Genomic DNA, 22,497 nt, shown 5'->3' with positions numbered 1-22,497 from the left:
AACTATTTTGTACATTTGTGCCTCGATAGTTTCCTTATTGAAAGCATGCAAGCAGGAAGCCTATCCTTAAATTTGAATCGTAATAAGAAACATATAAAACAACAATAATGATAAAAAAGGAACAGTCTCTGATCAAACAGTTATTGCCCCATGCAATTGCACTCGTTGTATTCATTGCCATCACCCTCATCTATTTCAGCCCGGTATTAGACGGAAAAGTAATCCGCCAACACGATGTAGTGCAATATAAGGGAGCAGCGCAAGAGTTGCAGGAATATTATAAAAACGAAGGCGAATCTTCTGCATGGACAGGCTCTATGTTTTCGGGAATGCCGGCCTACCAGATAGGCATTCCGGGAGGATCACCCAATTTCCTCAACTATTTAGAAATTCCTTTAAGAATATTTGGCGGTGACTCCGGCGGCCCTGTTTTTGTCGGTATGCTGATGGCATATATATTGTTCTGCATCATGGGATTTTCGCCCGTTGTATCCATTCTGGGCGCTATAGGCTATTCCTTGTCATCCTACAATATAATTATACTCGATGCCGGCCACATCACTAAAGCATGGACATTAGCTTATTTGCCTCTGATAGTAGGCGGAATAATGACATTGTTCAAGAATAAAATCCTGCTGGCAGGTTTCCTTGTCGCTCTAGGGCTTGCATTGCAGATAAAAAACAATCACCTTCAGATCACATATTACACAGGACTTTTTTGCGCTATCTTATTTATAAAATATGCTATAGATAAACTCAGGGAAAAAGATATAAAGACCTTATTAAAAGCTTCGGCAGCAATGGTTACAGCCCTAGTATTGGCTGCTGCGTGCAATACGGGAAATATATATGCCAATCTGGAAATGGCGCGTGAAAGCACCCGTGGAAAATCGGAACTGTCCACCCCTTCGGCCAGCGAAAAGCAATCGTCGGGACTGGATAAGGATTATGCCTTTGCCTGGAGTTACGGCAAAGCCGAAACCCTCACCCTGATGATACCCAATGTGTATGGAGGTGCATCAGGAGGAACACTCGACAGAGAGTCACATTTATATAAAGAATTAGTTAAGTACGGCGCGCAAGTCGATCCTAAGGGTGTACAAACATATACCTACTGGGGCGACCAACCTGTAACCTCCGGCCCTGTATATTTCGGAGCTGTGATATGTTTCCTCTTCATTCTGGGTATGATTGTTATCCGCAGCAATATAAAATGGTGGTTGCTGGGCGCTACTATATTATTCATATTCCTTTCGTGGGGGAAAAACATGGACTGGTTCAACAGCCTGTTCTTCTACCATTTCCCTCTATATAATAAATTCAGGACAGTATCTATGGCATTAGTCATTCCTGCATTATCTATGCTTATGATTGCCCTACTGGGTCTCAAAGAATTTTTATCGAAAGAAATGGATGCAAAGAAACTAAAAAAAGCGTTGTATATATCATTGGGCATCGCAGGTGGCATTTGCCTCTTCTTCTGGATTGCCCCGGGCTTTTTCTTCAACTTTGTAGCCGATGCCGACCAGGCATGGAAAGCAGATACGCCGGATTGGTATTACAAGGCACTGGTAGCCGACCGCAAAGACCTGCTCTCGTCAGATGCTTTCCGCTCTCTTATCTTCATCTTGTTAGCGGGAGGAGTACTCCTATTCTCATTAAAATCGAAAATAGAAGCCGGAAAAATGGCTTTATATGCTTCTGCCATCATCGTAGTATTGGTACTTGCCGACCTTTGGAGTGTAGACAAACGATACCTGAACGATTCGCGTTTTGTAAGCAAATCGACTTACAAGGCCGAAACATTCAGCCCTTCTACTGCCGATAAGATTATACTAGAGGATAAGCATCCATCGTACAGGGTGCTGAACCTGAACAATCCGTTCAACGAAAGCAACACTTCATATTTTCATAAGTCTGTGGGAGGTTACCATGCTGCTAAACTCAAACGCTACCAGGAACTTATCGAACACAAGCTCGATAAAGATATTATGACTGTGATTGGTTCGTTCCGTTCGCAAAACATAGACACTATTATGGCCTCATTTGCCACTACAGATGGACTGAACATGCTGAATGCTAAATACATTGTATATAGCCCCGAGCAGGCTCCACTTGTCAATCCTTATGCTTTTGGCAACGCGTGGTGTGTATCGGATATTAAGATGGTAAACAATGCCGATGAAGAAATAGCCGCTATAAACGACAGGAATATCGACTTGAAAAAAACAGCAGTAATAGACAACCGCTTTGCTGACGACATCGAGGGGCGGACTATACAACCCGATTCTACCGCTGCAATAGAAATGACTTCTTACAAACCGAATGTTGTAGCTTATAAGTCGAAAACAGCAAAAGAACAAATCGCCGTTTTCTCCGAAATATACTTCTCGGATGGATGGCAGGCGTATATAGATGGTAAAGAAGCCCCACATTTCCGTGCCGACTGGACACTGCGGGCGATGGTTGTGCCTGCCGGAGAACATGAAATCGTATTCAAGTTCGAGCCTAAAGCCTACCAACTCAGCCGTAATGTGGCGACAGCATCATCAGGATTGATGATACTGATGCTGATAGGTATGATAATATGGAGTTTCAGAAAAAAAGAAACTGAATAAATGAAGCTATCTGTTATTTTCTGTACATACAACAGGGAGAAATATATTTACAATGCATTAAAAAGCATTGCCGGACAGGATTTCCCATACGATGAATACGAAATAGTATTGATCAACAACAACAGTACAGACAATACAGAAGAGCTTTGCCATAAATTCCAGAACGATTTTCCTCAGGTTGAATTTCATTATTTCGTAGAAACCAACCAGGGGCTTTCGTATGCACGCAACAGGGGAGTGAAGGAAAGCCGGGGCGATATCCTCGTCTTTGTAGACGATGATGCGACCGTTTACTGGCATTATTTACCGTCAATAAAATCCTTCTTCCTCGCCCATCCCAATGTAAGCGCTTGCGGAGGCCCTATCAAGCCTGTTTATGAAGTAGAAAAACCCAAATGGCTCTCGCACTATACCGAGCAGCTTTTAGGCGGAGCTTTGTACGAAGGAGAAGTAATGAAATCCTTCAAAAACGGCAAATATCCCGGAGGGGGAAACTCAGCTTTCCGCAAGCAGGTTTTTGATAAATACGGGCTTTTCAACGTGGAGCTGGGCAGGAAAGGCACAGGACTGATAGGGGCAGAAGAAAAAGACCTCTACGACAGGCTTACCCGCGGAAATGAAACTTTTTATTATCTGCCACAAATGGGTATTTATCACTATATACCCGAAAAGAAACTAACGATTGCCCATTTCAAGGAACTAACTTATTCCATCGGAAAAAGCGAACGCATACGCACAAAAGCCGTTTCGCAAAAAGCATTCCGGCAACGGATATTCTCTGAACTAAAAAAATGGATCGGCTCTTTTGTCTTGTTTATAGGATATTGTTTTCTTCTTTCACCCGCCAAAGGTTGGAAACTACTGCAATTCAGGTGGTATGTAACCAAAGGATTACTCGGCAAATAAAAAACGGATACACTGCATCTCGAAAAAAATCTATCAGTAACTTTTTGTTGATTAACACACATATGCGAGAGATAAAACAGTCGGTTACAGGCTCTTTTGTACCGACAACTTACGCAGCTGCGGCAACAAATTATCCTATTTCTTTTTGATTATTGCAATAATAAAAGTATTTTTGCACCACCAAAAAGAAAGGGTACATTATTATATCCTTTCTTTTCTGTATGTTTCGGATGAAATAAATTAGGAAAATAACTAAAAATAAGAACGTTAAGATGAATGTATCTCTGACAAACGTAGACAGCGTAAATGCTATCATACAAATAAACGTAGCTAAAGAAGACTATCAGGAAAAACTGAGCAATGCACTAAAAACTTTCCGCAAAAAAGCCAATGTTCCGGGATTCCGTCCGGGAACCGTACCTGTAGGAATGGTAAAGAAAATGTATGGCAAATCCATTATGGCTGAGGAAATCAATAAGATTGTCGGAGAAGGCTTATATAAATACATACAAGAAAATAAACTTAACGTACTTGGCGAACCGCTTCCGAACGAAGAAAAGCAACAGCCTATAGATTTTGCAACCGAAGGCGACTACGACTTCTTCTTCGATATCGCACTTGCACCTGAAATCAAATTGTCGTTGACTAAAAAAGACAAAATAAAATACTACAAGATAGACGTAAACGAAGAGCTTGTTACCAAACAAATAGAGCAATATAAAGCCAACTACGGCAAATACGATAAGATAGAAGAAGGAGCTAAAGAAACCGACCTTATCAGAGGCGTTATCCGCGAACTGGAAGACGGCAAAGTAAAAGAAGACGGTATCAATGTAGAAGCAGGTATCGTAATGCCTTCGTACATGAAAGATGCCGAAGAGCAAGCTAAATTCGTAGGCTCGAAAGCTGGCGACAATATTACCTTCAATCCGGGCAAAGCCTATGAAGGAAACGAAACTGAAATAGCATCACTACTTCACATACAAAAAGACCAGGTGGAAACTATCCCGGCTGAATTCAGCTTCGAGATAACAGAGATCACCCGCTACAAAGAAGCAGACCTCGACCAGGAATTATTTGACAAAGTATTTGGTGAAGGAAATGTAAAAAGTGTAGAAGAATTTACAGAAAAAGTAAAAGAAATAATTGCTGACCAATTCGCCCCCGACAGCGACTACAAATTCCTGCTCGATGCAAAAGAACTGCTTGAGAAAAAAGCAGGAGACCTGCAATTCCCTGATGCCTTCCTTAAAAGATGGTTGCTTACCACAGGAGAGGAAAGAACAGCAGAATCACTTGAAAAAGACTACCCTAAAATTATTGCCGACCTCAAATTCCATCTGATAAAAGAACAAATAGCCAAAGACTTCGACCTCAAGATAGAAAACGAGGATATGAAAACAATAGCTATGCAGGCAGCACGCGCACAATTTGCACAATATGGCATGATGAACCTACCTGACGAAATGGTAGAAAACTATGCCAACGATATGTTGAAAAACCAAGACAATGCCCGCAACCTGCTCGACCGCGCAATGGAAAATAAAATCATCGACGCACTTAAAGGCAAACTAGGGCTTGACGAAAAAGTAATTTCATTGGACGAATTCCGCAAGTTCTTCGAAAAAGAAGAAGAAAAGGCAGGAGAAGAAAAAGAAGCATAAACTATAAAAGACGAGAAAAGGGCAGACAAAAGAGAAATCATTGTTTGCCCTTTATCTTTTTACAACGAAACATTTCCGTTATTCAGTTTTTTATTTATAACTTTGTTTGAAGATATGAGGCTCGTACGAAAGCCTCTTTTTTTGTAAACCCTAATGGCACGATAATTGTTTGTTAAGTTAAGAAAACTACATTTATCAACTTAAAAAGGAATTTATATGAACAATGATTTTAGGAAATACGCAACCAAGCACCTGGGACTTAACGGGCTGGCTTTAGACAAATATATAGATATCACCAGCAGCTACATATCGCCTACAATTATCGAAGAACGCCAACTGAATGTTGCACAGATGGACGTTTTCTCGCGCCTGATGATGGACAGGATCATATTCCTAGGCACTCAGGTAGACGATTACACAGCAAACGTTATTCAGGCACAGCTGCTTTATCTCGATTCTGCCGATTCGGGCAAAGATATTTCCATCTATATCAACTCACCAGGTGGTTCAGTTTATGCAGGATATGGCATCTACGACACCATGCAGTTTATAAACAGCGACGTATCTACCATCTGTACCGGTATTGCAGCCTCTATGGCTGCCGTATTGCTCGTAGCCGGCGAAAAAGGAAAACGCTTCGCCCTTAAGCACTCACGCGTAATGATCCACCAACCATTGGGCGGCGCACAAGGACAAGCATCCGACATAGAAATCACAGCACGCGAGATCGGTAAAATCAAAAAAGAACTCTACACTATCATTTCCGACCATTCGGGGCAGCCAATAGACAAGGTTGAAAAAGATTCCGACCGCGACTACTGGATGACTTCGGGAGAGGCCAAAGAATATGGCATGATAGACGACGTTTTGATCAGGACTAAATAAAATACACAAAGAAACAAACGGGTAAACGGGGGATAACCTTGCTTACCCGCACTGTTTATCTGACACGTACTAAATTAACAATGGGTAAAAAAAACAACGACACTACTCACTGCAGTTTTTGCGGACGCAGCAGCCAAGAGGTAAACATGCTTATTACAGGCGTTTCGGCAGAAATCTGCGACAGCTGCGCCGAACAAGCTTATCTGATTGTAAAAGAAAATTTTGAAGCAAAAAAACAATCGGAACTGGGCATAGAAAAATCGACCCTGCCCTCGCCTCAAAAAATAAAAGAATATCTCGACGGATACATCATCGGACAAGATAATGCAAAACGCTATCTTGCCGTAGCCGTGTACAACCATTACAAAAGAATACTGCAAGGCAAAGACGATGATATAGAGATAGAAAAATCGAACATCATCATGGTAGGGCCTACCGGAACAGGTAAAACCCTGCTGGCACGCACGATTGCAAAACTACTCCACGTACCATTTGCCATTGTAGACGCCACCGTACTCACCGAAGCCGGATATGTAGGAGAAGATATAGAAAGTATACTTACCCGCCTGCTCCAAGCATCGGACTACGATGTAGCATCGGCCGAAAGAGGAATCGTATTTATTGACGAAATAGATAAAATAGCCCGCAAGAGCGACAATCCTTCCATCACCCGCGATGTAAGCGGCGAAGGTGTACAACAAGGCTTGCTCAAACTACTCGAAGGGTCGATAGTAAACGTACCACCACAAGGAGGACGCAAGCACCCCGATCAAAAGATGATAGCAGTAGACACACGCAACATACTATTCATTTGCGGAGGTGCATTCGACGGCATCGAGCGTAAAATAGCACAACGCCTCAATACAATGGTAGTTGGTTATGCTTCGACCAAAAACAATGCAATAGTAGACCGCGAAAACCTGTTGCAATATGTAGCGCCGCAAGATTTGAAAGCTTTTGGGCTGATACCCGAAATAATAGGCCGTTTGCCGATACTTACCTACCTCGACTCACTGGACAGAAGTGCTTTGCGCAGGATACTTACCGAGCCTAAAAACTCGATTATCAAGCAATATGTAAAGCTCTTCCAGATGGATGAAGTTGAACTTACTTTCGACGAAGACGTCTTTGAATACATTGTAGACAAAGCTATAGAATACAAACTAGGAGCCAGAGGACTGCGTTCCATTGTAGAAACCATAATGATGGACGCTATGTTCAACATACCTTCTACAAAAAAGAAAAAATTACACATAACTAAAGACTATGCAACCGATCAACTGGAAAAATCACAGGTGATAAAACTAAAAAATTCACACTAAAAGCACTTTTTTATAAAAAAATAGTCTATTTTAAGTTGCAGTTTTAAACTTAGCATTCTATCTTCGTAATAACAATAGCCTATTTTTACAGAATATGTCCGAAAGAGACGACTTACTAACACTTGCGCTTAAAAAACATTTTGGGTTCAACAAATTCAAGGGAAACCAGGGAGCAATAATCCAAAACTTGCTGGACGGAAGAGACACTTTTGTGTTGATGCCTACAGGAGGAGGAAAATCTTTGTGCTACCAGTTGCCAGCCCTATTGATGAAAGGCACAGCAGTGATAATATCACCGCTTATAGCCCTGATGAAAAATCAGGTGGATGCAATGCGCAACTTCAGCGAAGAAGACGGAGTAGCTCATTTCATCAATTCGTCGCTAAGCAAAGCGGCTATAGAACAGGTAAAAACTGATATTGTATCCGGCAAAACCAAACTACTGTATGTAGCACCGGAGTCACTTACCAAGGAAGAGAACATCGACTTCCTGCGGCAAATTGAGATATCATTTTATGCCATAGACGAAGCACACTGTATCTCGGAATGGGGACACGATTTCCGCCCCGAATACAGGAGGATACGGACTATCGTATCCGAAATAGGGAAACATCCCATTATCGCCCTTACGGCAACGGCAACACCAAAGGTTCAGCTAGATATACAAAAGAACCTGGGCATGATAGACGCCGATGTATTCAAAGCATCTTTCAACCGGGAAAACCTTTATTACGAAGTAAGGACCAAAACAGATAATATAGACAGAGATATTATCAAATACATAAAATCTCAGGGAAACAAATCAGGCATCATATACTGCCTGAGCAGGAAAAAAGTAGAAGAATTTGCAGAAATACTGCAAACAAATAATATAAACGCATTGCCATACCACGCAGGATTGGATGCAAATACACGCTCGGCCAATCAGGACGCTTTCCTGATGGAACAAGTAGACGTGATAGTAGCGACAATCGCCTTCGGTATGGGAATCGACAAACCTGATGTAAGGTACGTCATACATTACGACATGCCAAAAAGCCTCGAAGGCTACTATCAGGAAACCGGACGGGCAGGCCGCGATGGTGGCGAAGGCAAATGTATTGCATTCTATTCCTTCAAGGATTTGCAAAAGCTGGAGAAATTTATGCAGGGAAAACCGGTTGCCGAACAAGAAATCGGAAAGCAACTGCTTCTGGAAACAGCCGCCTATGCCGAAACAGCCCTTTGCCGGAAAAAGGTATTGCTTCACTATTTTGGTGAAGACTTTAAAGTAAGAAATTGTGGAAACTGTGACAATTGTGTAAACCCTAAAAAACAAGTGGAAGCCAAAGAATTATTGTTGACAGCCATAGAAGCTGTCGTTGCACTGAAAGAAAAATTTAAAGCAGACTATGTAATCAATGTATTGAGAGGAAAAGAAACTTCGGAAATCGAGACTTACGAACACCAAGACCTCGAAGTCTTCGGATCGGGAGACGATACAGACGAAGATACATGGAATGCGGTTATCCGCCAAGCCATTATTGCCGGATACTTTGACAAAGACATAGAGAATTATGGATTGTTGAAAATCACCAAGAAAGGTAAGGATTTCCTCAAAAAGCCCGTTTCGTTTAAAATCACAACCGACGACGACGATATGGGCGATGATGAGAACATTGACGACGTTGTAGTGAAAAGCAGCGGCGGAGGATCGGCCGTAGACCCTGTGTTATTTTCGATAATGAAGGACTTACGCAAGAAAATGGCGAAGAAACACAATGTCCCTCCATACGTTATCTTCCAAGACCCTTCGCTAGAGGCAATGGCGACCATCTACCCTATTACAATGGATGAGTTGCAAAACATTCCGGGAGTAGGCGCAGGCAAAGCCAAAAGATACGGAGTCGAATTTCTTGAGATAATAAAGAAGCACGTTGAAGAAAACGAGATAGAAAGACCTGAAGACCTTCGCGTACGTACCGTAGCCAACAAATCGAAACTAAAAGTGGCCATTGTACAAGCCATAGACCGCAAAGTAGCCCTCGACGACCTTGCCGAATCGAAAGGCATCGAATTCAGGGAACTACTCACCGAAGTGGAAGCCATTGTTTTCTCGGGTACGAAAATCAACATAGACTACTTCCTGCACGAAGTAATAGACGAAGACCACCTCGATGATATCTTCATGTATTTTCAGGAAGCAGAATCCGACGACCTGGAAGAAGCTATCAACGAACTCGGAGAATATTCCGAAGACGAAATACGCCTGGTAAGGATAAAATTTATCTCCGATATGGCGAACTAAAACAAGATGAAAAGAAAAGCAGTTTTTCCGGGGACATTCGATCCCTTTACAATAGGACATTACTCTATGGTAAAACGATCTCTCGACTTATTCGACGAGATCGTTATTGCCATTGGACAAAACGATGCAAAAAAGACTTATTTTTCGCTCGACAACCGTCTGGAAATGATCCGTTCGCTATATAAGAGCGATAGCCGGGTATATGTAGAAGCCTACAATAACCTGACAGTAGATTATGCTAAAAACATAAATGCAAACTTTATAGTAAGAGGAATACGTTCGGTCAACGACTTCGAATACGAAAAAACAATAGCCGACATGAACAGGAACATTTCGGGGATAGAAACCGTTATAATGTTCACCGAACCGGAATATACACATATCAGTTCTACCATTGTGCGCGAACTGCTACGCTTTGGGCACGATGTTTCGCAATTCATCCCCGAAGGATTGGTACTCAGGGAAGGAAACGACAATAAATAATATATTACAAAATATGAAGAAAACGATACTGGCTGTCTTGCTTTTCACCTCTGCAAGCTTCACCCTTTCCGCACAGGTCAAAATGAGTGAAGGATCGAGAAAACTAGCGACAGCAATGGCCATCATCGAAAATATGTATATAGATGATGTAAACGACCATAAACTCGCCGAAGACGCTATAAAATCTATATTGGGAGAATTAGATCCCCACTCTACATATATCAGCGCCGACGAGGTGAAAGATATGAACGAACCCCTCGAAGGCAATTTCGACGGAATAGGCATATCGTTCAATATGATGACAGACACCTTGTTTGTAATAGAGGCAATACCCGGCGGCCCTTCGGAAAAAATAGGGCTACGTGCCGGCGACAAAATAATGTATGTAAACGATACCCTGATTGCCGGGGTAAAACGTTCGACAAAAGATGTGATGTCGCGCCTCAAAGGACCGAAAGGGACAAAGGTGACCGTGAAAGTACTACGAAAAGGAGAACCGGATCTATTGAGCTTCACTATCACCCGCGATAAGATACCGGTTTACAGCATAGATGCCAGTTATATGATAGACAACATCACGGGCTATATACGCATCATGCGTTTTGGTGCAACTACCACCAATGAATTTAAACAAGCCTTGACTAAGCTGAAAGGACAGGGAATGAAAAACCTTATCCTCGACCTCGAAAGCAATGGCGGAGGCTATATGGCTCCTGCAATAGACCTTTCGGATGCCTTCCTTGGCAAAGGGAAACTGATTGTATATACAGAAGGTAGCAAACAGCCAAGAAGAGACGAATACTCTTCGGGCAAAGGCGGATTTGAAGAAGGACGTTTGGTAATCCTTATCAACGAAGGATCGGCTTCGGCCAGTGAAATACTATCGGGTGCCGTACAAGACTGGGACAGAGGCGTTATTGTCGGTCGCCGCAGCTTCGGCAAAGGGCTGGTGCAAAGACAGATCCCTCTACCGGATAATTCGATGATGCGCCTTACCGTAGCCAGGTATTATACACCGACCGGCCGTTCGATACAGAAACCATATACCAACGGAGATATTTCGTCTTACAACATGGATGTGATAGAAAGATATAACAAAGGCGAGATGATGCATGCCGACAGTATTCACTTCCCCGATTCGCTGAAATACCAGACGCTTGTAAATCATCGCACAGTATATGGAGGCGGAGGCATCATGCCCGACTATTTTGTACCGCTTGATACCATGAAATATACATCGTATTTCAGCAAAATAGCAAACAGGGGCATAATCTACAAAGTGGCATATGGAGAGGTAGACAACAACAGAAAAGAGATACTGTCCAAGTACCCTACCAAAGAAAACTTTTATGAGAATTTCAAGGTTACAAAACAGATATTAGATAAGCTATTAGCCGCTGCAGAAGAGGAAAAAATAGAGTTTGATGAGGAGCAGTTCGACAGATCGAAACCTTCGATCGAAAATCAGGTGAAAGCCCTGATAGGCCGCGACTTATATGATGCAGAAACCCTGATAAAGATACTGAATGATGAAAGCGATACTTTCAAAAAAGGGTATGAAATAATTAGCAACGAAAAATTGTATTACGACTTGCTAGCCAAATGACAGCCTATGAAGACAAAGGCCGGAAGACTCTCAAAATTATCTTCCGGCCTTTCTTTTATAGTAAACTTGCTGCATCTTCATCTAAGAACCAGTACAGATACCCCTTCTTGGGGTTTACACGAGCTGCCGGATACCTATCCACAAAGGCCTGCCTGTTCTTTATTATATCCCTTACCTTCTCTGCCTTATTCTTCCCCGTGGCAAGAAACACAGCGTACTGCGCATTGTTCACCACACGTCCCGTAATGGTTACACGCTGCATGCCCGATTCGGGATGCTCGCCAATAAGGCAGATATCTTTGCTGTCCCATAACCCTATTTGGTGAGGAAAAATGGATACGGTATGCCCATCGTCGCCAAGACCAAGCATGACCACCTCGAAACTTGGCACATCGTTACGCTGCATAAGCTTATTGCTCAACACTTTGCTATACCAATGAGCCTCTTCCTCAGGTTCGTTTTCCCCATGTATCCTATAGATGTTATTATTGGGGATTTCGTGCACCTTATCGAATAGATGGTCTTTTGTCATCCCGAAGTTGTTCATCTCATTTTCGGGTGTAACACACCGCTCATCACCCCAAAAGAAGGACAAGCGTTTCCAGTCTATTTCGTCTTTACAATGTTCGGCCCAATAGTCGAAAATCACCTTAGGTGTATTACCGCCCGATAGAGCCAGATTGACATGCGGATATACCGACATCAATTTTGTTAAGAATCCTGTAAAACCTTTACTAAGTTCTACCGGATTCTGATAAATACAAATTTCTTCTTTTATCATAATTCACAATATATTCCGTCGTCAGACAAGTTTTTGCAAGGATATCTCCAATGCCTGTCTTTCCCTTCTATCAGGTCGTCGGCCACATTCGGCCCCCACGACCCGGCAGGATAACCATGCAAAGGAGCATCTGGATTATCTTTCCAGAAATCGAGCAATGGCTGTACAAACTTCCATGTAGCTTCCAATGCATCGCCCCGTACATAGAGGGTCGAATCCCCGGTCATACAATCCAATAGCAGCCTTTCGTAAGCTTCGGGCAAGTAATATGCATCTTTAAGCTGGGAATAGTGGAAATCCATATTGACCGTATTTGTCTGGAAACCACTCCCCGGCACTTTCATGTTAGTTTTCAACAAGATACCTTCATCGGGCTGTACGCGTATAATCAATTGGTTGTCGTCGCTCAGGTTTACACTTTCAGGAAACAAGCGTTGTGGCGCCGGCTTGAAATGTATTACAATTTCCGACACACGGGTTGGCAAACGTTTACCGGTCCGTACATAGAACGGGACACCTCCCCAACGCCAGTTGTCGATAAAGAGTTTCATAGCCAGATAAGTTTCGGTTCTTGATTCGGGCGCTACGCCTTTCTCTTCGCGGTATCCCTTTGCATACTTACCTTTTATGTTGGCAGCCGTATATTGCCCCCTTATCACATTTTTGAACACATCTTCGCCGGATAGAGGACGCAAAGCCTGGAATACTTTCAGCTTCTCGTTCCGGATAGAAACCGAGTCTATAGACATTGGCGGTTCCATAGCTACGAGGCCTACAATTTGCAGCAGGTGGTTTTGCACCATATCGCGCAAAGCACCCGAATTGTCATAGTACCCTCCTCTATTCTCTACCCCGATACTTTCGGCGGCCGTTATTTCTATATGATCTATATAGTTCCTGTTCCACAGAGGTTCGTATATACCATTGGCAAAGCGTGTGACAAGCAAGTTCTGTACAGTTTCCTTGCCCATATAGTGGTCTATACGGTAAATCTGGTCTTCTTCATAATTTTCCAACAATGAACTGTTCAGCTCTATTGCCGATTTCAAATCGGTTCCAAACGGCTTCTCTATAATAATGCGCCTGAAACTATTGCCTTGCCTGTTCAATCCCTGACTTGCCAGATATTTGGGAATAAGAGGGTACAATGATGGCGGGGTAGACAAATAGAATATGTAATTACCGCCGGTATCAGCTTCCTTATCCAGCTTGTCGAGACGCTCTTTTACCTTTGCATAGTCTCCTTCTTTTTCGGTATTGATGGAGAGGTAATGAAGCTTTTGGCAAAATTCGTTTAATTCGCCGTCCAAAGCATCTTTCGCTGTTGCAAACTGCCTGATGCCTTCCTTCATCTTTTCGCGGAAAGAATCATCGGTAAATGATGTTCTGGCTACACCTAAAACCGCGAAATTGGCAGGAAGCGACTTTTGTTTATACAAATCGAAAACCGCCGGAATTAATTTCCTGTATGTCAAGTCGCCCGAAGCTCCGAAAATAATCAGAGCCAAGTCTTTAATATCTTTTGATTTCATGCCTTGCTATAGTTACGGGTACGAGCCGCAAGTTACGAACAAGCTCCATTATGCTTGTAATCCGTAACTTGTAATCTGCGACTAAGAGTCTGTTTAAATTTTATACGAACACTTTATCCTTTCTTGATCTCATGTCCGCCAAACTGGTTGCGCATAGCTGCCAACAATTTCATTGCATAAGATGATTCCTGTCTCGATTCGAAACGGGTGAACAACGATGCTGTAATAACGTGTGCTGGTACATCGAAATCTATTGCTGTCTGTACCGTCCAGCGGCCTTCACCGCTATCTGCTACATAGTCTTTGATACCATCAAGGTCTTCATTTCCTTCGAGGGCATTGCCGATTAGTTCGAGCAACCACGAACGGACAACCGAACCTTGCATCCATACACGCGAAACTTTTTCGAGATCGACACCATAAGGCGAGTTTTTCATTATTTCGAAACCTTCGGCATAGGCCTGCATCATACCATATTCTATACCATTGTGCACCATCTTCACCATGTGTCCCGATCCGCTTTCGCCGCAACGCATATATCCGTTTTCTGGAGCCAGGCTTTTGAAGATAGGCTCGGCATAGTCGCAAGCTTCCTTATCTCCGCCATACATCAGGCAGTATCCGTTTTGAAGCCCCCATACTCCTCCGCTTGTACCGCAGTCGAGGTAGTGCAAGCCTTTTTCTTTTACTTTGTTGCCACGCTCTACTGTTTCGCGCCAATAGCTGTTTCCTCCGTCTACTATTATATCATTCGGATTGAGCAGGCTCAACAATTCGTTTATATTTTCGTCTACAGGTTTTCCGGCCGGAACCATCAACCAGACTAATTTCCGTCCTTCCAGTTTACCGACAAGGTCTTTCAGGCTCGATGCCGGAATTGCACCTTTCGATGCTGCTTCGTCCACTTCTTTTTGTGTAAGGTTATATACTACCACCTCGTGTCCGTGATTCAAAAGGCGTTCGACCATCTTGCCGCCCATTTTTCCCAATCCTACAAATCCTATTTTCATATTTAGATGTGTTTATATTTAACAGTTAAACAAACAAGTAGCGGAAAAGATTTCACTCTTTATCTATTATTTGATAAAACAAAGATACCTATTCCTATCGGCATTAAGTTAAAATTAATAGAACACACTGCTTCATTACTTATTGGCAGTTGTATTACAAAGGGTTATACCTTTGATATAATCCATAGATTTAATTTATAAACAACAACACATCATCACTACTATTAATAACAAAAGCAGAAGACTGAACCAGCCTCCTGCTTTATAAATTCTGGTTTATTCTATTTCTTATAAGTCTGATTGATCCAGATCCAAGCGGCAAATCTCTTTACCATCCTTATCGTTATATACATATACACAAGTTACCCCCGCCTCAAGCATTTGCTTCATTTCAGGGTTAGCCTTAGCATTTTCCACCAAAACTGTTTTCACATTATCGGTAAAATCTGCTCCCAATTGTTTGGCTGTAGCCTCAAGCATATATACATATTCCAATTTTTTCTCAGGCAAGGCTTTGCAGTCTACCAATGTAGTGACTTGGTCTACCTTCATCGGCAAGTGAGATTTTATTCCCGACACGACTTTTTGCAACATGCTGTCAATATCTTCTGTCGACATAGAGGCCATAGGCTCCTTATTCTTCTCGTCTATCGGTTGGTTATAGTCGTCCGGACCTATTTTTATTTCACCTATAAGTTTACCGGCATCGTCGTTGTAAGCATAAACGAAGATAACACCCAACTCTCTGGCTTGCTTCAACTCATCGTTTGTTTGTATGGTGTATACCAATGAAGGCTTGGTCATCTTGGCAAATTCATCCGATTTGAAATCGGCAGCATTGACAAAAGACATGGTAGCGAAAGTCTTCATTGTCATTTTTTCTGTTATCTTACAACTATCTACGCGTACTGCTTGGTTGAGTTGTATAGGGCATTGCGAGTTTACCAGATTTACCTGAGCTTCGAGCAACTTGGTTACAGCAGCTTCTTTGGCATCTTTACATTGGGCAAATGAAAATATTATTGCAAATGCAGCAATAACAGAAAAGATTGTCTTGTTTAGTTTTTTCATCAGTTAAAAAATTAAAAATAATATGTAAATATACTATATATATTTCGAAGTACGAAAAACGTATATGCAAATCATCTTGCGAAAAAGTAACTATCTGGCTAAACAGATGAAAGAAGAAGGTAATACATGGGTAAAATTATGGCATAATCTTGTAACTGCCAACTTGTAATTTGTAACTATTTTGAATACCTTTGCCAGTCCGAAAAAGAGATAACTTAAATATATAAAAACAAAGATGAAAAGAGTTGTATTAATTCGTCACGGAGAAAGCGTTTGGAACAAAGAAAACCGCTTTACAGGTTGGACAAATGTAGATTTGTCGGAAAAAGGAGTTGAAGAGGCTGTAAAAGCCGGGCAACTGCTAAAAGCAGAAGGATATAAATTTACCCTTGCTTATACATCTTACCTGAAAAGAGCGGTAAAAACACTGAATAACATCCTCGATCAGATGGATCTGGACTGGATTCCTGTAGAGAAGACATGGCGCTTGAACGAAAAGCACTATGGTATGCTGCAAGGACTGAACAAAGCCGAGACTGCTGAAAAATATGGCGACGAACAAGTGCTGGTATGGCGTCGCAGCTACGATGTACCACCGGCTCCACTAGAGTCTACCGACCCTCGTTCGGCATCGCAAGACCCTCGTTATGCTTGTGTTCCGAAATCGTATATACCTGAAACTGAAGCATTGAAAGAAACTGTAGAGCGTATTCTTCCTTACTGGCAAGAAACAATCTATCCTTCGTTGATGTGCCACGACGATATTATCGTTGCTGCCCACGGAAACAGCCTTCGCGGTATTATCAAGTACCTGAAAGGGATTTCGGATGAAGATATCGTAAGCTTGAACCTGCCGACTGCCGTTCCTTACGTATTTGAATTCGATGATAATTTGAACCTTGTAAAAGATTACTTCCTTGGCGATCCTGAAGAAATAAAAAAACTGATGGAAGCTGTAGCTAATCAGGGAAAGAAAAAATAAAAAGCTATTTATTCGAGAACAAGAGGCTGTCCCAAAAGTAGGACAGCCTCTTAATTATAATGGGTTACATTCCCATCTGAGCTTTTAAGAAACTGTTGGCCTCGTCCTCATCGAGAAAGTACCACAATCCTTTGAACTCGAAAGGAAGCTTGTCGAATGGTAGTTGGAAGTGTATTTTTTCGCATTCTATAGCGAAATTCTCGTAGTCGGTTGTGGTATGATTATACTTTTCGGCATCATACACCTTGACTACTTTGATGGATAATCTGCGTGGGTCTACTCTATAGAGATAGTCCCCCACTTTGAAAGTATTCTCCTTTTTCATTTCTCATGTCTCCTGTTATTTTATTTAAAAAGGTTAATACTGTGCCTATGCACGGATAAAGATAACAAAATGTAATGATTAAATGTTTTAAGGCATAATATATTTAACTCAATTAAATAAGTAGAAATATTGTTTTAACACAAAATAAGTATTCAGTCCATACTATCGTCATGATATGTGTCGGTCTTTTTTACAATTAGGATATAGAAATTGCAATTGCACACTTTTTTGCAACCTGTGCAATTATCAAGCATTTTTTCTACATTTAATTTCTTCATATTGTAATTTAATAGTACCTTTGCCGCGAACTAAATAATAACTTTTTATTCATATTAAATCATGGATATTTCACACATCGAACATTTAGGTATTGCTGTAAAGAGCATCGAAGAACAACTTCCTTATTACGAAGGAGTTCTAGGTCTGAAATGCTATAACATCGAGGTTGTAGAAGACCAAAAAGTAAAGACTGCATTCTTCAAGGTAGGACAAACCAAAATAGAGCTTCTCGAGCCTACAAGTCCCGACAGTACAATCGCTAAGTTTATCGAGAAAAAAGGAGAAGGAATCCATCACATTGCCTTCAGTGTTGCCGACGGAGTAGCTAACGCCCTTGCCGAAATGGAATCGAAAGGCGTACAGTTGATTGACAAGGCTCCACGCGGAGGGGCAGAAGGATTGAGCATCGCATTCCTGCATCCGAAATCTACAGGAAGTGTCCTTACCGAACTTTGCGAAAATCCAAATAAATAAAACAGACAGATGACTTTCCCTCAAGCAATAGCCGGAAAGTCATTTTTGTGTAGAAAATCATAATTTACCAGAATATAAAATAATAAAACATGGGCCAACTTGAAAAAGTAAAAGAGTTGATGGAGCTTCGTGCCAAAGCCCGCCTTGGAGGAGGCGAGAAAAGAATAGAAGCCCAACATGCAAAAGGCAAATACACAGCTCGCGAACGTATAGCATTGTTGCTCGACGAAGGTAGTTTCGAAGAGTTTGATATGTTTGTAGAGCACCGCAGTACCAACTTCGGAATGGATAAGCAAAAATTCCTTGGAGACGGTGTAGTTACTGGTTGCGGTACTATCGAAGGAAGACTTGTTTATATCTTTGCGCAAGACTTCACTGTTATCGGAGGATCATTGTCAGAAACGATGGCGTTGAAGATTTGCAAAGTAATGGACATGGCTATGAAAGTAGGCGCTCCGGTAATCGGAATCAACGACTCGGGTGGTGCGCGTATCCAAGAAGGAGTAAACGCATTGGCAGGATATGCCGAAATTTTCCAACGCAATATCCTTGCATCAGGTGTTATCCCTCAAATTTCGGGAATCTTCGGGCCATGCGCCGGGGGTGCAGTTTATTCTCCTGCCCTTACCGACTTTACCCTGATGACAGAAGGCACTTCCTATATGTTCCTTACAGGGCCTAAAGTAGTAAAAACAGTAACAGGTGAAGACGTAACCCAAGAAGAACTTGGAGGAGCAAGTGTTCACACCACAAAATCGGGTGTTGCCCACTTCTCGGTTTCCAACGAAGACGATGGTATCTCTTTGATACGTCAACTATATAGCTTCCTTCCTCAAAACAATATGGAAGAAGCTCCACGCAGGGAATGCACAGACCCTATTGCCAGAATGGACGATTTGCTGAACGACATTATCCCCGACAACCCGAACAAACCTTACGATATGTTCGATGTTATCGGAGCAGTGATCGACAATGGCGAATTTCTTGAAGTACACGGCAACTATGCAAAAAACATCATCATCGGTTTTGCCCGCATGAACGGACAGTCGGTAGGTGTTGTAGCCAACCAGCCTAAGTACCTTGCAGGGGTGCTTGACATCAACGCTTCGCGCAAAGCAGCACGTTTCGTTCGTTTCTGCGACGCTTTCAATATTCCGTTGGTAACGTTGGTCGACGTTCCGGGATTCCTTCCGGGAACAGGACAAGAATACGGCGGTGTAATTACCCACGGCGCAAAACTTCTTTACGCTTACGGAGAAGCTACAGTGCCTAAGGTAACTGTAACGCTTCGCAAATCTTACGGAGGTTCGCACATTGTGATGAGCTGTAAACAACTTCGCGGAGACATCAACTACGCATGGCCTACAGCCGAAATTGCAGTGATGGGCGCCGACGGAGCTGCCGAAGTTCTTTATGCAAAAGAAATCAAGGAATCAGCAAACCCTGCCGAAGCTCTTGCTGCCAAGAAAGAAGAGTACAACAAATTGTTCTGCAATCCGTTCAATGCAGCACGTTATGGTTACATCGACGATGTTATCGAACCGCGTAACACCCGCTTCCGCGTAATCCGTGCCTTAGAACAATTGAGGACTAAGAAACAGGTTAACCCGTCTAAAAAGCACGATAACCTGCCATTATAATCTCTTAAAGAATAAAACGATTATGAGTAATAATGATATATCGGCAGATGTACTAGCAGCTATCACCATGGCTTTGTTCGAAATACAAGACGAAGTGCATGATGTAGAGAGCAATGTGCTTACAATAAAAAGGTCGCATCAGGAATATTTACCGTGGACCGGGGTAGGCAATGGTATGTTAGTTATGCCAAATAAAAAGTAAAAACCGGAAAATGTTATGAAAAAGTTCAAATACAAAATAAACGGTAAAGAATACGAAGTAGCCGTTAACAAAATGGAAGATACTTTGGCCGAAGTAGAAGTAAATGGCACTACTTACCAGGTAGAACTGGAAAAGAAAGAAGAAGAACCTACTACTCCTAAAATCCAACGTCCGGTAGCTTCATCATCTCCGGCAGCCAGCAAACCGGCCGGTGCAGGAGCGGGAGCAGTTAAATCTCCGCTTCCGGGTATAATTATCAGCATACCTGTCAGCGTAGGCGACACCGTAACCAAAGGCCAGACTGTAGTTATGCTCGAGGCTATGAAAATGGAAAACGCCATTCAGGCGCCAATCGACGGAAAGGTAACAGAAATCTCTGTAGCTCAAGGCGATTCGGTACTCGAAGGGGTTGTCCTTTTGACTATTGCATAAGCAAAAGATACTGAAACATCGAATAAGAGAGAGGTTGAATTCTAAGTCTCTTCCCAATTTGCAGTGTTAAATATTTGCCCAAGTTTATATTTTTATGGACTTGGGTATTTTTATCATTTTCGCTCGTCGGGACGGGTGCTCCCCACGACATTTACTACAGTCCTATTTCAGAAAACAGTTTCCCTGTAGGCAGGCATTCTGCAAAGGAAGTGCCAACAGGAACAGTAAACAAGATTCTCAGGTAGGCGGGGTTGAAATAGACCCCGCTAAAAAGAATACTTCAACTAAAAAAAGTAGATCAGATGAAAGTAGATGTAATTATCGAAAGAGGCAAAGACGGTTTTTATTCGGCTTATATGGATTATGAGGGTTTTGATTTCGGGTTGAACGGTCAGGGCGATACGGTAGACGAAGCAATAGCCGTCTTTATGGATGCTCATAAAGATATGGGCGAGTTATATAATGATGAGGGTAAAAAATATCCTGATCTGGAATTTAACTATAGGTACGATATTTCTTCTTTCCTAGATTATTATTCAGGCATATTGTCTAAATCGGGACTCGAAAAGGTAACGGGAGTCAACCAAAAACAGCTGTGGCATTATGCCAAAGGGGTGAGAAAACCCCAAAAAGAAACGGTGCTAAAGATTCAGGAAAAATTACATAAATTTGGAGAGGAATTAAGCCGGATTAATTTTATTGATTAACTACAATTTTTCGGATACTTTTTAATCTGGTTGCCCCGGTAGTGTGCCGGGGCTTTTTATTTTTATCAGATTTTCGACTTAATAGGCTTTATGTATTTGGGGACGGTTATTTTTTTGATTTTATTGCTTTCTCGCATTTAATTAGTTCCTTTATCACCTTTTCTTGTACATCGTCCACAATACTCCAGTCCTCCTCTATATAAGTATCTGTAACTTTAAATTCAGGCAAGGAATGATTCAAAGCGCTAGCGACATGATCTCTTGATAGTTTACATTTATTCCTAGCTGTGCTTCCAAAAGTATGCCTTGCTGCATAGTATTCTAAATCTTTAATGTTAATATCTGAGCCTATAATTTTTAAGCCTTTATTTATGGCAGCATTAAAAGTTCCTTTGTCTGCATACATTTGATAGAATCGGAACACCTTTTTTTTGATACATCTTTACACTAGTGTCCCAAAACGAAAGAATATTTCTATCATATCAACCATTTTCTTTCTGTATTTTTCTGTAATTGGGGAATGGCACTCATCTAACATGATATAAAAGTCTGAGTATAGTTCATCTTCCATAAGAATAGATTCGGCAGCTTTTACTATTTTAGAAAGGCTATCAGGGGTTACCATTATCTTTTTATTGGGGATATCGTCAATTAGAAAATCAACAATTTCTTCAATTAGCATTTCTCCATACACACACAAAAGGTCTGGATATTCTAAGTCCCCTTCTTTATTGATCTCATCTCTTTTATCCTCAATAATTCCAACTGTAGGAACAACTAGAATAGTGTTTCTTCCTGTTTTTAGTTCTAATGTCGTTCCTCCAACACCGCAACGTCCTTTATTTATAAATGAGTTTACAGGCAATATGTCGAAGGCTTTATCTATATAATCAGTTAATTTCAATTTTGGAATACCCATATACTTTATTTTTTGGAATTTAAAATGGAATAAAAAAGGAGTGGATTATTACCCACTCCCTGAAGTTAAAACTAGTTAGACAATGGTAGAATCAATATAATTTCTAAGTTCTTCGTTATTTTGGGTATCATAGATAATCATTCCATAATCATATTTACTGTAAGATGTATTTAAGACATGACGTATTTTAGTTTGACCTTTGGCTATCTCTCCTTTATATAGTGCTAAGGATAGATTGGATATTGAATTGTTAAAATCGGCTAAATCATCTGCTTTTCTAAGTACATGACAAAAATATCATAGGGTTCATATTTTCTTTAAAATCCAGTTTATCTAACCACTGAAAAATATAATCAAGTCCATATTTGAAAT

21 protein-coding genes are annotated in these 22,497 nt (G+C 41.5%); 14 read left to right on the top strand and 7 right to left on the bottom strand.

Annotated features, from left to right (window positions below; genetic code table 11):
* Positions 1-107 precede the first annotated feature (107 nt).
* From D0T57_RS12780 to D0T57_RS12745, 8 genes are all read left to right on the top strand, one after another.
* Positions 108-2,618, top strand: a complete 2,511-nt coding sequence (locus D0T57_RS12780) for a YfhO family protein (RefSeq protein WP_163273882.1) — start codon at positions 108-110, stop codon at positions 2,616-2,618.
* Positions 2,619-3,524, top strand: a complete 906-nt coding sequence (locus tag D0T57_RS12775) for a glycosyltransferase family 2 protein (RefSeq protein ID WP_163273881.1) — start codon at positions 2,619-2,621, stop codon at positions 3,522-3,524.
* Between the two features lie 272 nt (positions 3,525-3,796).
* Positions 3,797-5,188: a trigger factor gene (gene tig / locus D0T57_RS12770; RefSeq protein WP_163273880.1), complete on the top strand. Its 1,392-nt coding sequence runs from the start codon at positions 3,797-3,799 to the stop codon at positions 5,186-5,188.
* A gap of 216 nt (positions 5,189-5,404) precedes the next feature.
* The gene (clpP, locus tag D0T57_RS12765; RefSeq protein WP_163273879.1) at positions 5,405-6,073 is read left to right on the top strand and encodes an ATP-dependent Clp endopeptidase proteolytic subunit ClpP; all 669 of its coding nucleotides are present in this window, start codon (positions 5,405-5,407) and stop codon (positions 6,071-6,073) included.
* An 80-nt stretch (positions 6,074-6,153) separates the two neighbouring features.
* Positions 6,154-7,395, top strand: coding sequence for an ATP-dependent Clp protease ATP-binding subunit ClpX (clpX, locus tag D0T57_RS12760; RefSeq protein WP_163273878.1), 1,242 nt, complete (start codon positions 6,154-6,156; stop codon positions 7,393-7,395).
* Between the two features lie 94 nt (positions 7,396-7,489).
* Complete coding sequence (recQ, locus tag D0T57_RS12755; RefSeq protein WP_163273877.1) at positions 7,490-9,682, top strand: DNA helicase RecQ; 2,193 nt, start codon at positions 7,490-7,492, stop codon at positions 9,680-9,682.
* 6 nt (positions 9,683-9,688) lie between these two features.
* Positions 9,689-10,165, top strand: coding sequence for a pantetheine-phosphate adenylyltransferase (gene coaD, locus D0T57_RS12750; RefSeq protein ID WP_163273876.1), 477 nt, complete (start codon positions 9,689-9,691; stop codon positions 10,163-10,165).
* A 13-nt stretch (positions 10,166-10,178) separates the two neighbouring features.
* The gene (locus D0T57_RS12745) at positions 10,179-11,771 is read left to right on the top strand and encodes a S41 family peptidase (protein ID WP_163273875.1); all 1,593 of its coding nucleotides are present in this window, start codon (positions 10,179-10,181) and stop codon (positions 11,769-11,771) included.
* 55 nt (positions 11,772-11,826) lie between these two features.
* Here the strand turns inward: D0T57_RS12745 and pgl are convergent, their stop codons facing one another.
* The 4 genes from pgl to D0T57_RS12725 form a co-directional block, all read right to left on the bottom strand.
* Positions 11,827-12,552 (bottom strand): 6-phosphogluconolactonase, encoded by a 726-nt coding sequence (gene pgl, locus D0T57_RS12740; RefSeq protein WP_163273874.1) that lies wholly within the window; start codon positions 12,550-12,552, stop codon positions 11,827-11,829.
* On the bottom strand, positions 12,549-14,084 hold the full coding sequence (zwf, locus tag D0T57_RS12735) for a glucose-6-phosphate dehydrogenase (protein ID WP_163273873.1): 1,536 nt from the start codon (positions 14,082-14,084) through the stop codon (positions 12,549-12,551). Before zwf ends, pgl begins: the two co-directional genes overlap by 4 nt.
* Positions 14,085-14,197: 113 nt before the next feature.
* A complete protein-coding gene (gene gnd / locus D0T57_RS12730; protein ID WP_163273872.1) occupies positions 14,198-15,094 on the bottom strand; it encodes a phosphogluconate dehydrogenase (NAD(+)-dependent, decarboxylating) in 897 nt (298 codons plus the stop codon).
* A gap of 288 nt (positions 15,095-15,382) precedes the next feature.
* Positions 15,383-16,165 (bottom strand): hypothetical protein, encoded by a 783-nt coding sequence (locus D0T57_RS12725; protein WP_163273871.1) that lies wholly within the window; start codon positions 16,163-16,165, stop codon positions 15,383-15,385.
* Positions 16,166-16,400: 235 nt separating this feature from the next.
* Between D0T57_RS12725 and gpmA the strand changes: the two genes are divergently transcribed.
* Complete coding sequence (gpmA, locus tag D0T57_RS12720; protein WP_163273870.1) at positions 16,401-17,147, top strand: 2,3-diphosphoglycerate-dependent phosphoglycerate mutase; 747 nt, start codon at positions 16,401-16,403, stop codon at positions 17,145-17,147.
* 64 nt (positions 17,148-17,211) lie between these two features.
* On the opposite strand, the gene D0T57_RS12715 is transcribed toward gpmA, so the two are convergent.
* Positions 17,212-17,472: a hypothetical protein gene (locus tag D0T57_RS12715; RefSeq protein ID WP_163273869.1), complete on the bottom strand. Its 261-nt coding sequence runs from the start codon at positions 17,470-17,472 to the stop codon at positions 17,212-17,214.
* A gap of 339 nt (positions 17,473-17,811) precedes the next feature.
* On the opposite strand from D0T57_RS12715, the gene mce reads away from it, so the two are divergent.
* The 5 genes from mce (at position 17,812) to D0T57_RS12690 (ending at position 21,206) form a co-directional block, all read left to right on the top strand.
* The gene (gene mce / locus D0T57_RS12710) at positions 17,812-18,225 is read left to right on the top strand and encodes a methylmalonyl-CoA epimerase (protein ID WP_163273868.1); all 414 of its coding nucleotides are present in this window, start codon (positions 17,812-17,814) and stop codon (positions 18,223-18,225) included.
* 89 nt (positions 18,226-18,314) lie between these two features.
* Entirely contained in the window at positions 18,315-19,865 is a 1,551-nt protein-coding gene (locus tag D0T57_RS12705; RefSeq protein WP_163273867.1) for an acyl-CoA carboxylase subunit beta, read from the top strand.
* A gap of 22 nt (positions 19,866-19,887) precedes the next feature.
* Positions 19,888-20,067, top strand: a complete 180-nt coding sequence (locus D0T57_RS12700; RefSeq protein WP_163273866.1) for a hypothetical protein — start codon at positions 19,888-19,890, stop codon at positions 20,065-20,067.
* Positions 20,068-20,082: 15 nt separating this feature from the next.
* Positions 20,083-20,499: a biotin/lipoyl-containing protein gene (locus tag D0T57_RS12695; RefSeq protein ID WP_163273865.1), complete on the top strand. Its 417-nt coding sequence runs from the start codon at positions 20,083-20,085 to the stop codon at positions 20,497-20,499.
* A gap of 302 nt (positions 20,500-20,801) precedes the next feature.
* The gene (locus D0T57_RS12690) at positions 20,802-21,206 is read left to right on the top strand and encodes a type II toxin-antitoxin system HicB family antitoxin (protein WP_163273864.1); all 405 of its coding nucleotides are present in this window, start codon (positions 20,802-20,804) and stop codon (positions 21,204-21,206) included.
* A gap of 106 nt (positions 21,207-21,312) precedes the next feature.
* Here the strand turns inward: D0T57_RS12690 and D0T57_RS12685 are convergent, their stop codons facing one another.
* Positions 21,313-21,612: a hypothetical protein gene (locus D0T57_RS12685; RefSeq protein ID WP_163273863.1), complete on the bottom strand. Its 300-nt coding sequence runs from the start codon at positions 21,610-21,612 to the stop codon at positions 21,313-21,315.
* Between the two features lie 36 nt (positions 21,613-21,648).
* Positions 21,649-22,125: a DEAD/DEAH box helicase family protein gene (locus tag D0T57_RS12680; protein WP_163273862.1), complete on the bottom strand. Its 477-nt coding sequence runs from the start codon at positions 22,123-22,125 to the stop codon at positions 21,649-21,651.
* Between the last annotated feature and the right edge of the window lie 372 nt (positions 22,126-22,497).

This window comes from Dysgonomonas sp. 511, from assembly GCF_010501105.1.
Classification (GTDB): Bacteria; Bacteroidota; Bacteroidia; order Bacteroidales; family Dysgonomonadaceae; genus Dysgonomonas.
Note: the sequence above shows the minus strand (reverse complement) of the source record. Positions and strands in the feature narration are given on the sequence as shown.

Bases quoted from the DNA above. Each gene is read 5' to 3' on its own strand.
- D0T57_RS12780 (WP_163273882.1), top strand. From the start codon at position 108: ATGATAAAAAAGGAACAGTCTCTGATCAAACAGTTATTGCCCCATGCA.
- D0T57_RS12775 (WP_163273881.1), top strand. From the start codon at position 2,619: ATGAAGCTATCTGTTATTTTCTGTACATACAACAGGGAGAAATATATT.
- tig (WP_163273880.1), top strand. From the start codon at position 3,797: ATGAATGTATCTCTGACAAACGTAGACAGCGTAAATGCTATCATACAA.
- clpP (WP_163273879.1), top strand. From the start codon at position 5,405: ATGAACAATGATTTTAGGAAATACGCAACCAAGCACCTGGGACTTAAC.
- clpX (WP_163273878.1), top strand. From the start codon at position 6,154: ATGGGTAAAAAAAACAACGACACTACTCACTGCAGTTTTTGCGGACGC.
- recQ (WP_163273877.1), top strand. From the start codon at position 7,490: ATGTCCGAAAGAGACGACTTACTAACACTTGCGCTTAAAAAACATTTT.
- coaD (WP_163273876.1), top strand. From the start codon at position 9,689: ATGAAAAGAAAAGCAGTTTTTCCGGGGACATTCGATCCCTTTACAATA.
- D0T57_RS12745 (WP_163273875.1), top strand. From the start codon at position 10,179: ATGAAGAAAACGATACTGGCTGTCTTGCTTTTCACCTCTGCAAGCTTC.
- pgl (WP_163273874.1), bottom strand. From the start codon at position 12,552: ATGATAAAAGAAGAAATTTGTATTTATCAGAATCCGGTAGAACTTAGT.
- zwf (WP_163273873.1), bottom strand. From the start codon at position 14,084: ATGAAATCAAAAGATATTAAAGACTTGGCTCTGATTATTTTCGGAGCT.
- gnd (WP_163273872.1), bottom strand. From the start codon at position 15,094: ATGAAAATAGGATTTGTAGGATTGGGAAAAATGGGCGGCAAGATGGTC.
- D0T57_RS12725 (WP_163273871.1), bottom strand. From the start codon at position 16,165: ATGAAAAAACTAAACAAGACAATCTTTTCTGTTATTGCTGCATTTGCA.
- gpmA (WP_163273870.1), top strand. From the start codon at position 16,401: ATGAAAAGAGTTGTATTAATTCGTCACGGAGAAAGCGTTTGGAACAAA.
- D0T57_RS12715 (WP_163273869.1), bottom strand. From the start codon at position 17,472: ATGAAAAAGGAGAATACTTTCAAAGTGGGGGACTATCTCTATAGAGTA.
- mce (WP_163273868.1), top strand. From the start codon at position 17,812: ATGGATATTTCACACATCGAACATTTAGGTATTGCTGTAAAGAGCATC.
- D0T57_RS12705 (WP_163273867.1), top strand. From the start codon at position 18,315: ATGGGCCAACTTGAAAAAGTAAAAGAGTTGATGGAGCTTCGTGCCAAA.
- D0T57_RS12700 (WP_163273866.1), top strand. From the start codon at position 19,888: ATGAGTAATAATGATATATCGGCAGATGTACTAGCAGCTATCACCATG.
- D0T57_RS12695 (WP_163273865.1), top strand. From the start codon at position 20,083: ATGAAAAAGTTCAAATACAAAATAAACGGTAAAGAATACGAAGTAGCC.
- D0T57_RS12690 (WP_163273864.1), top strand. From the start codon at position 20,802: ATGAAAGTAGATGTAATTATCGAAAGAGGCAAAGACGGTTTTTATTCG.
- D0T57_RS12685 (WP_163273863.1), bottom strand. From the start codon at position 21,612: ATGTATGCAGACAAAGGAACTTTTAATGCTGCCATAAATAAAGGCTTA.
- D0T57_RS12680 (WP_163273862.1), bottom strand. From the start codon at position 22,125: ATGGGTATTCCAAAATTGAAATTAACTGATTATATAGATAAAGCCTTC.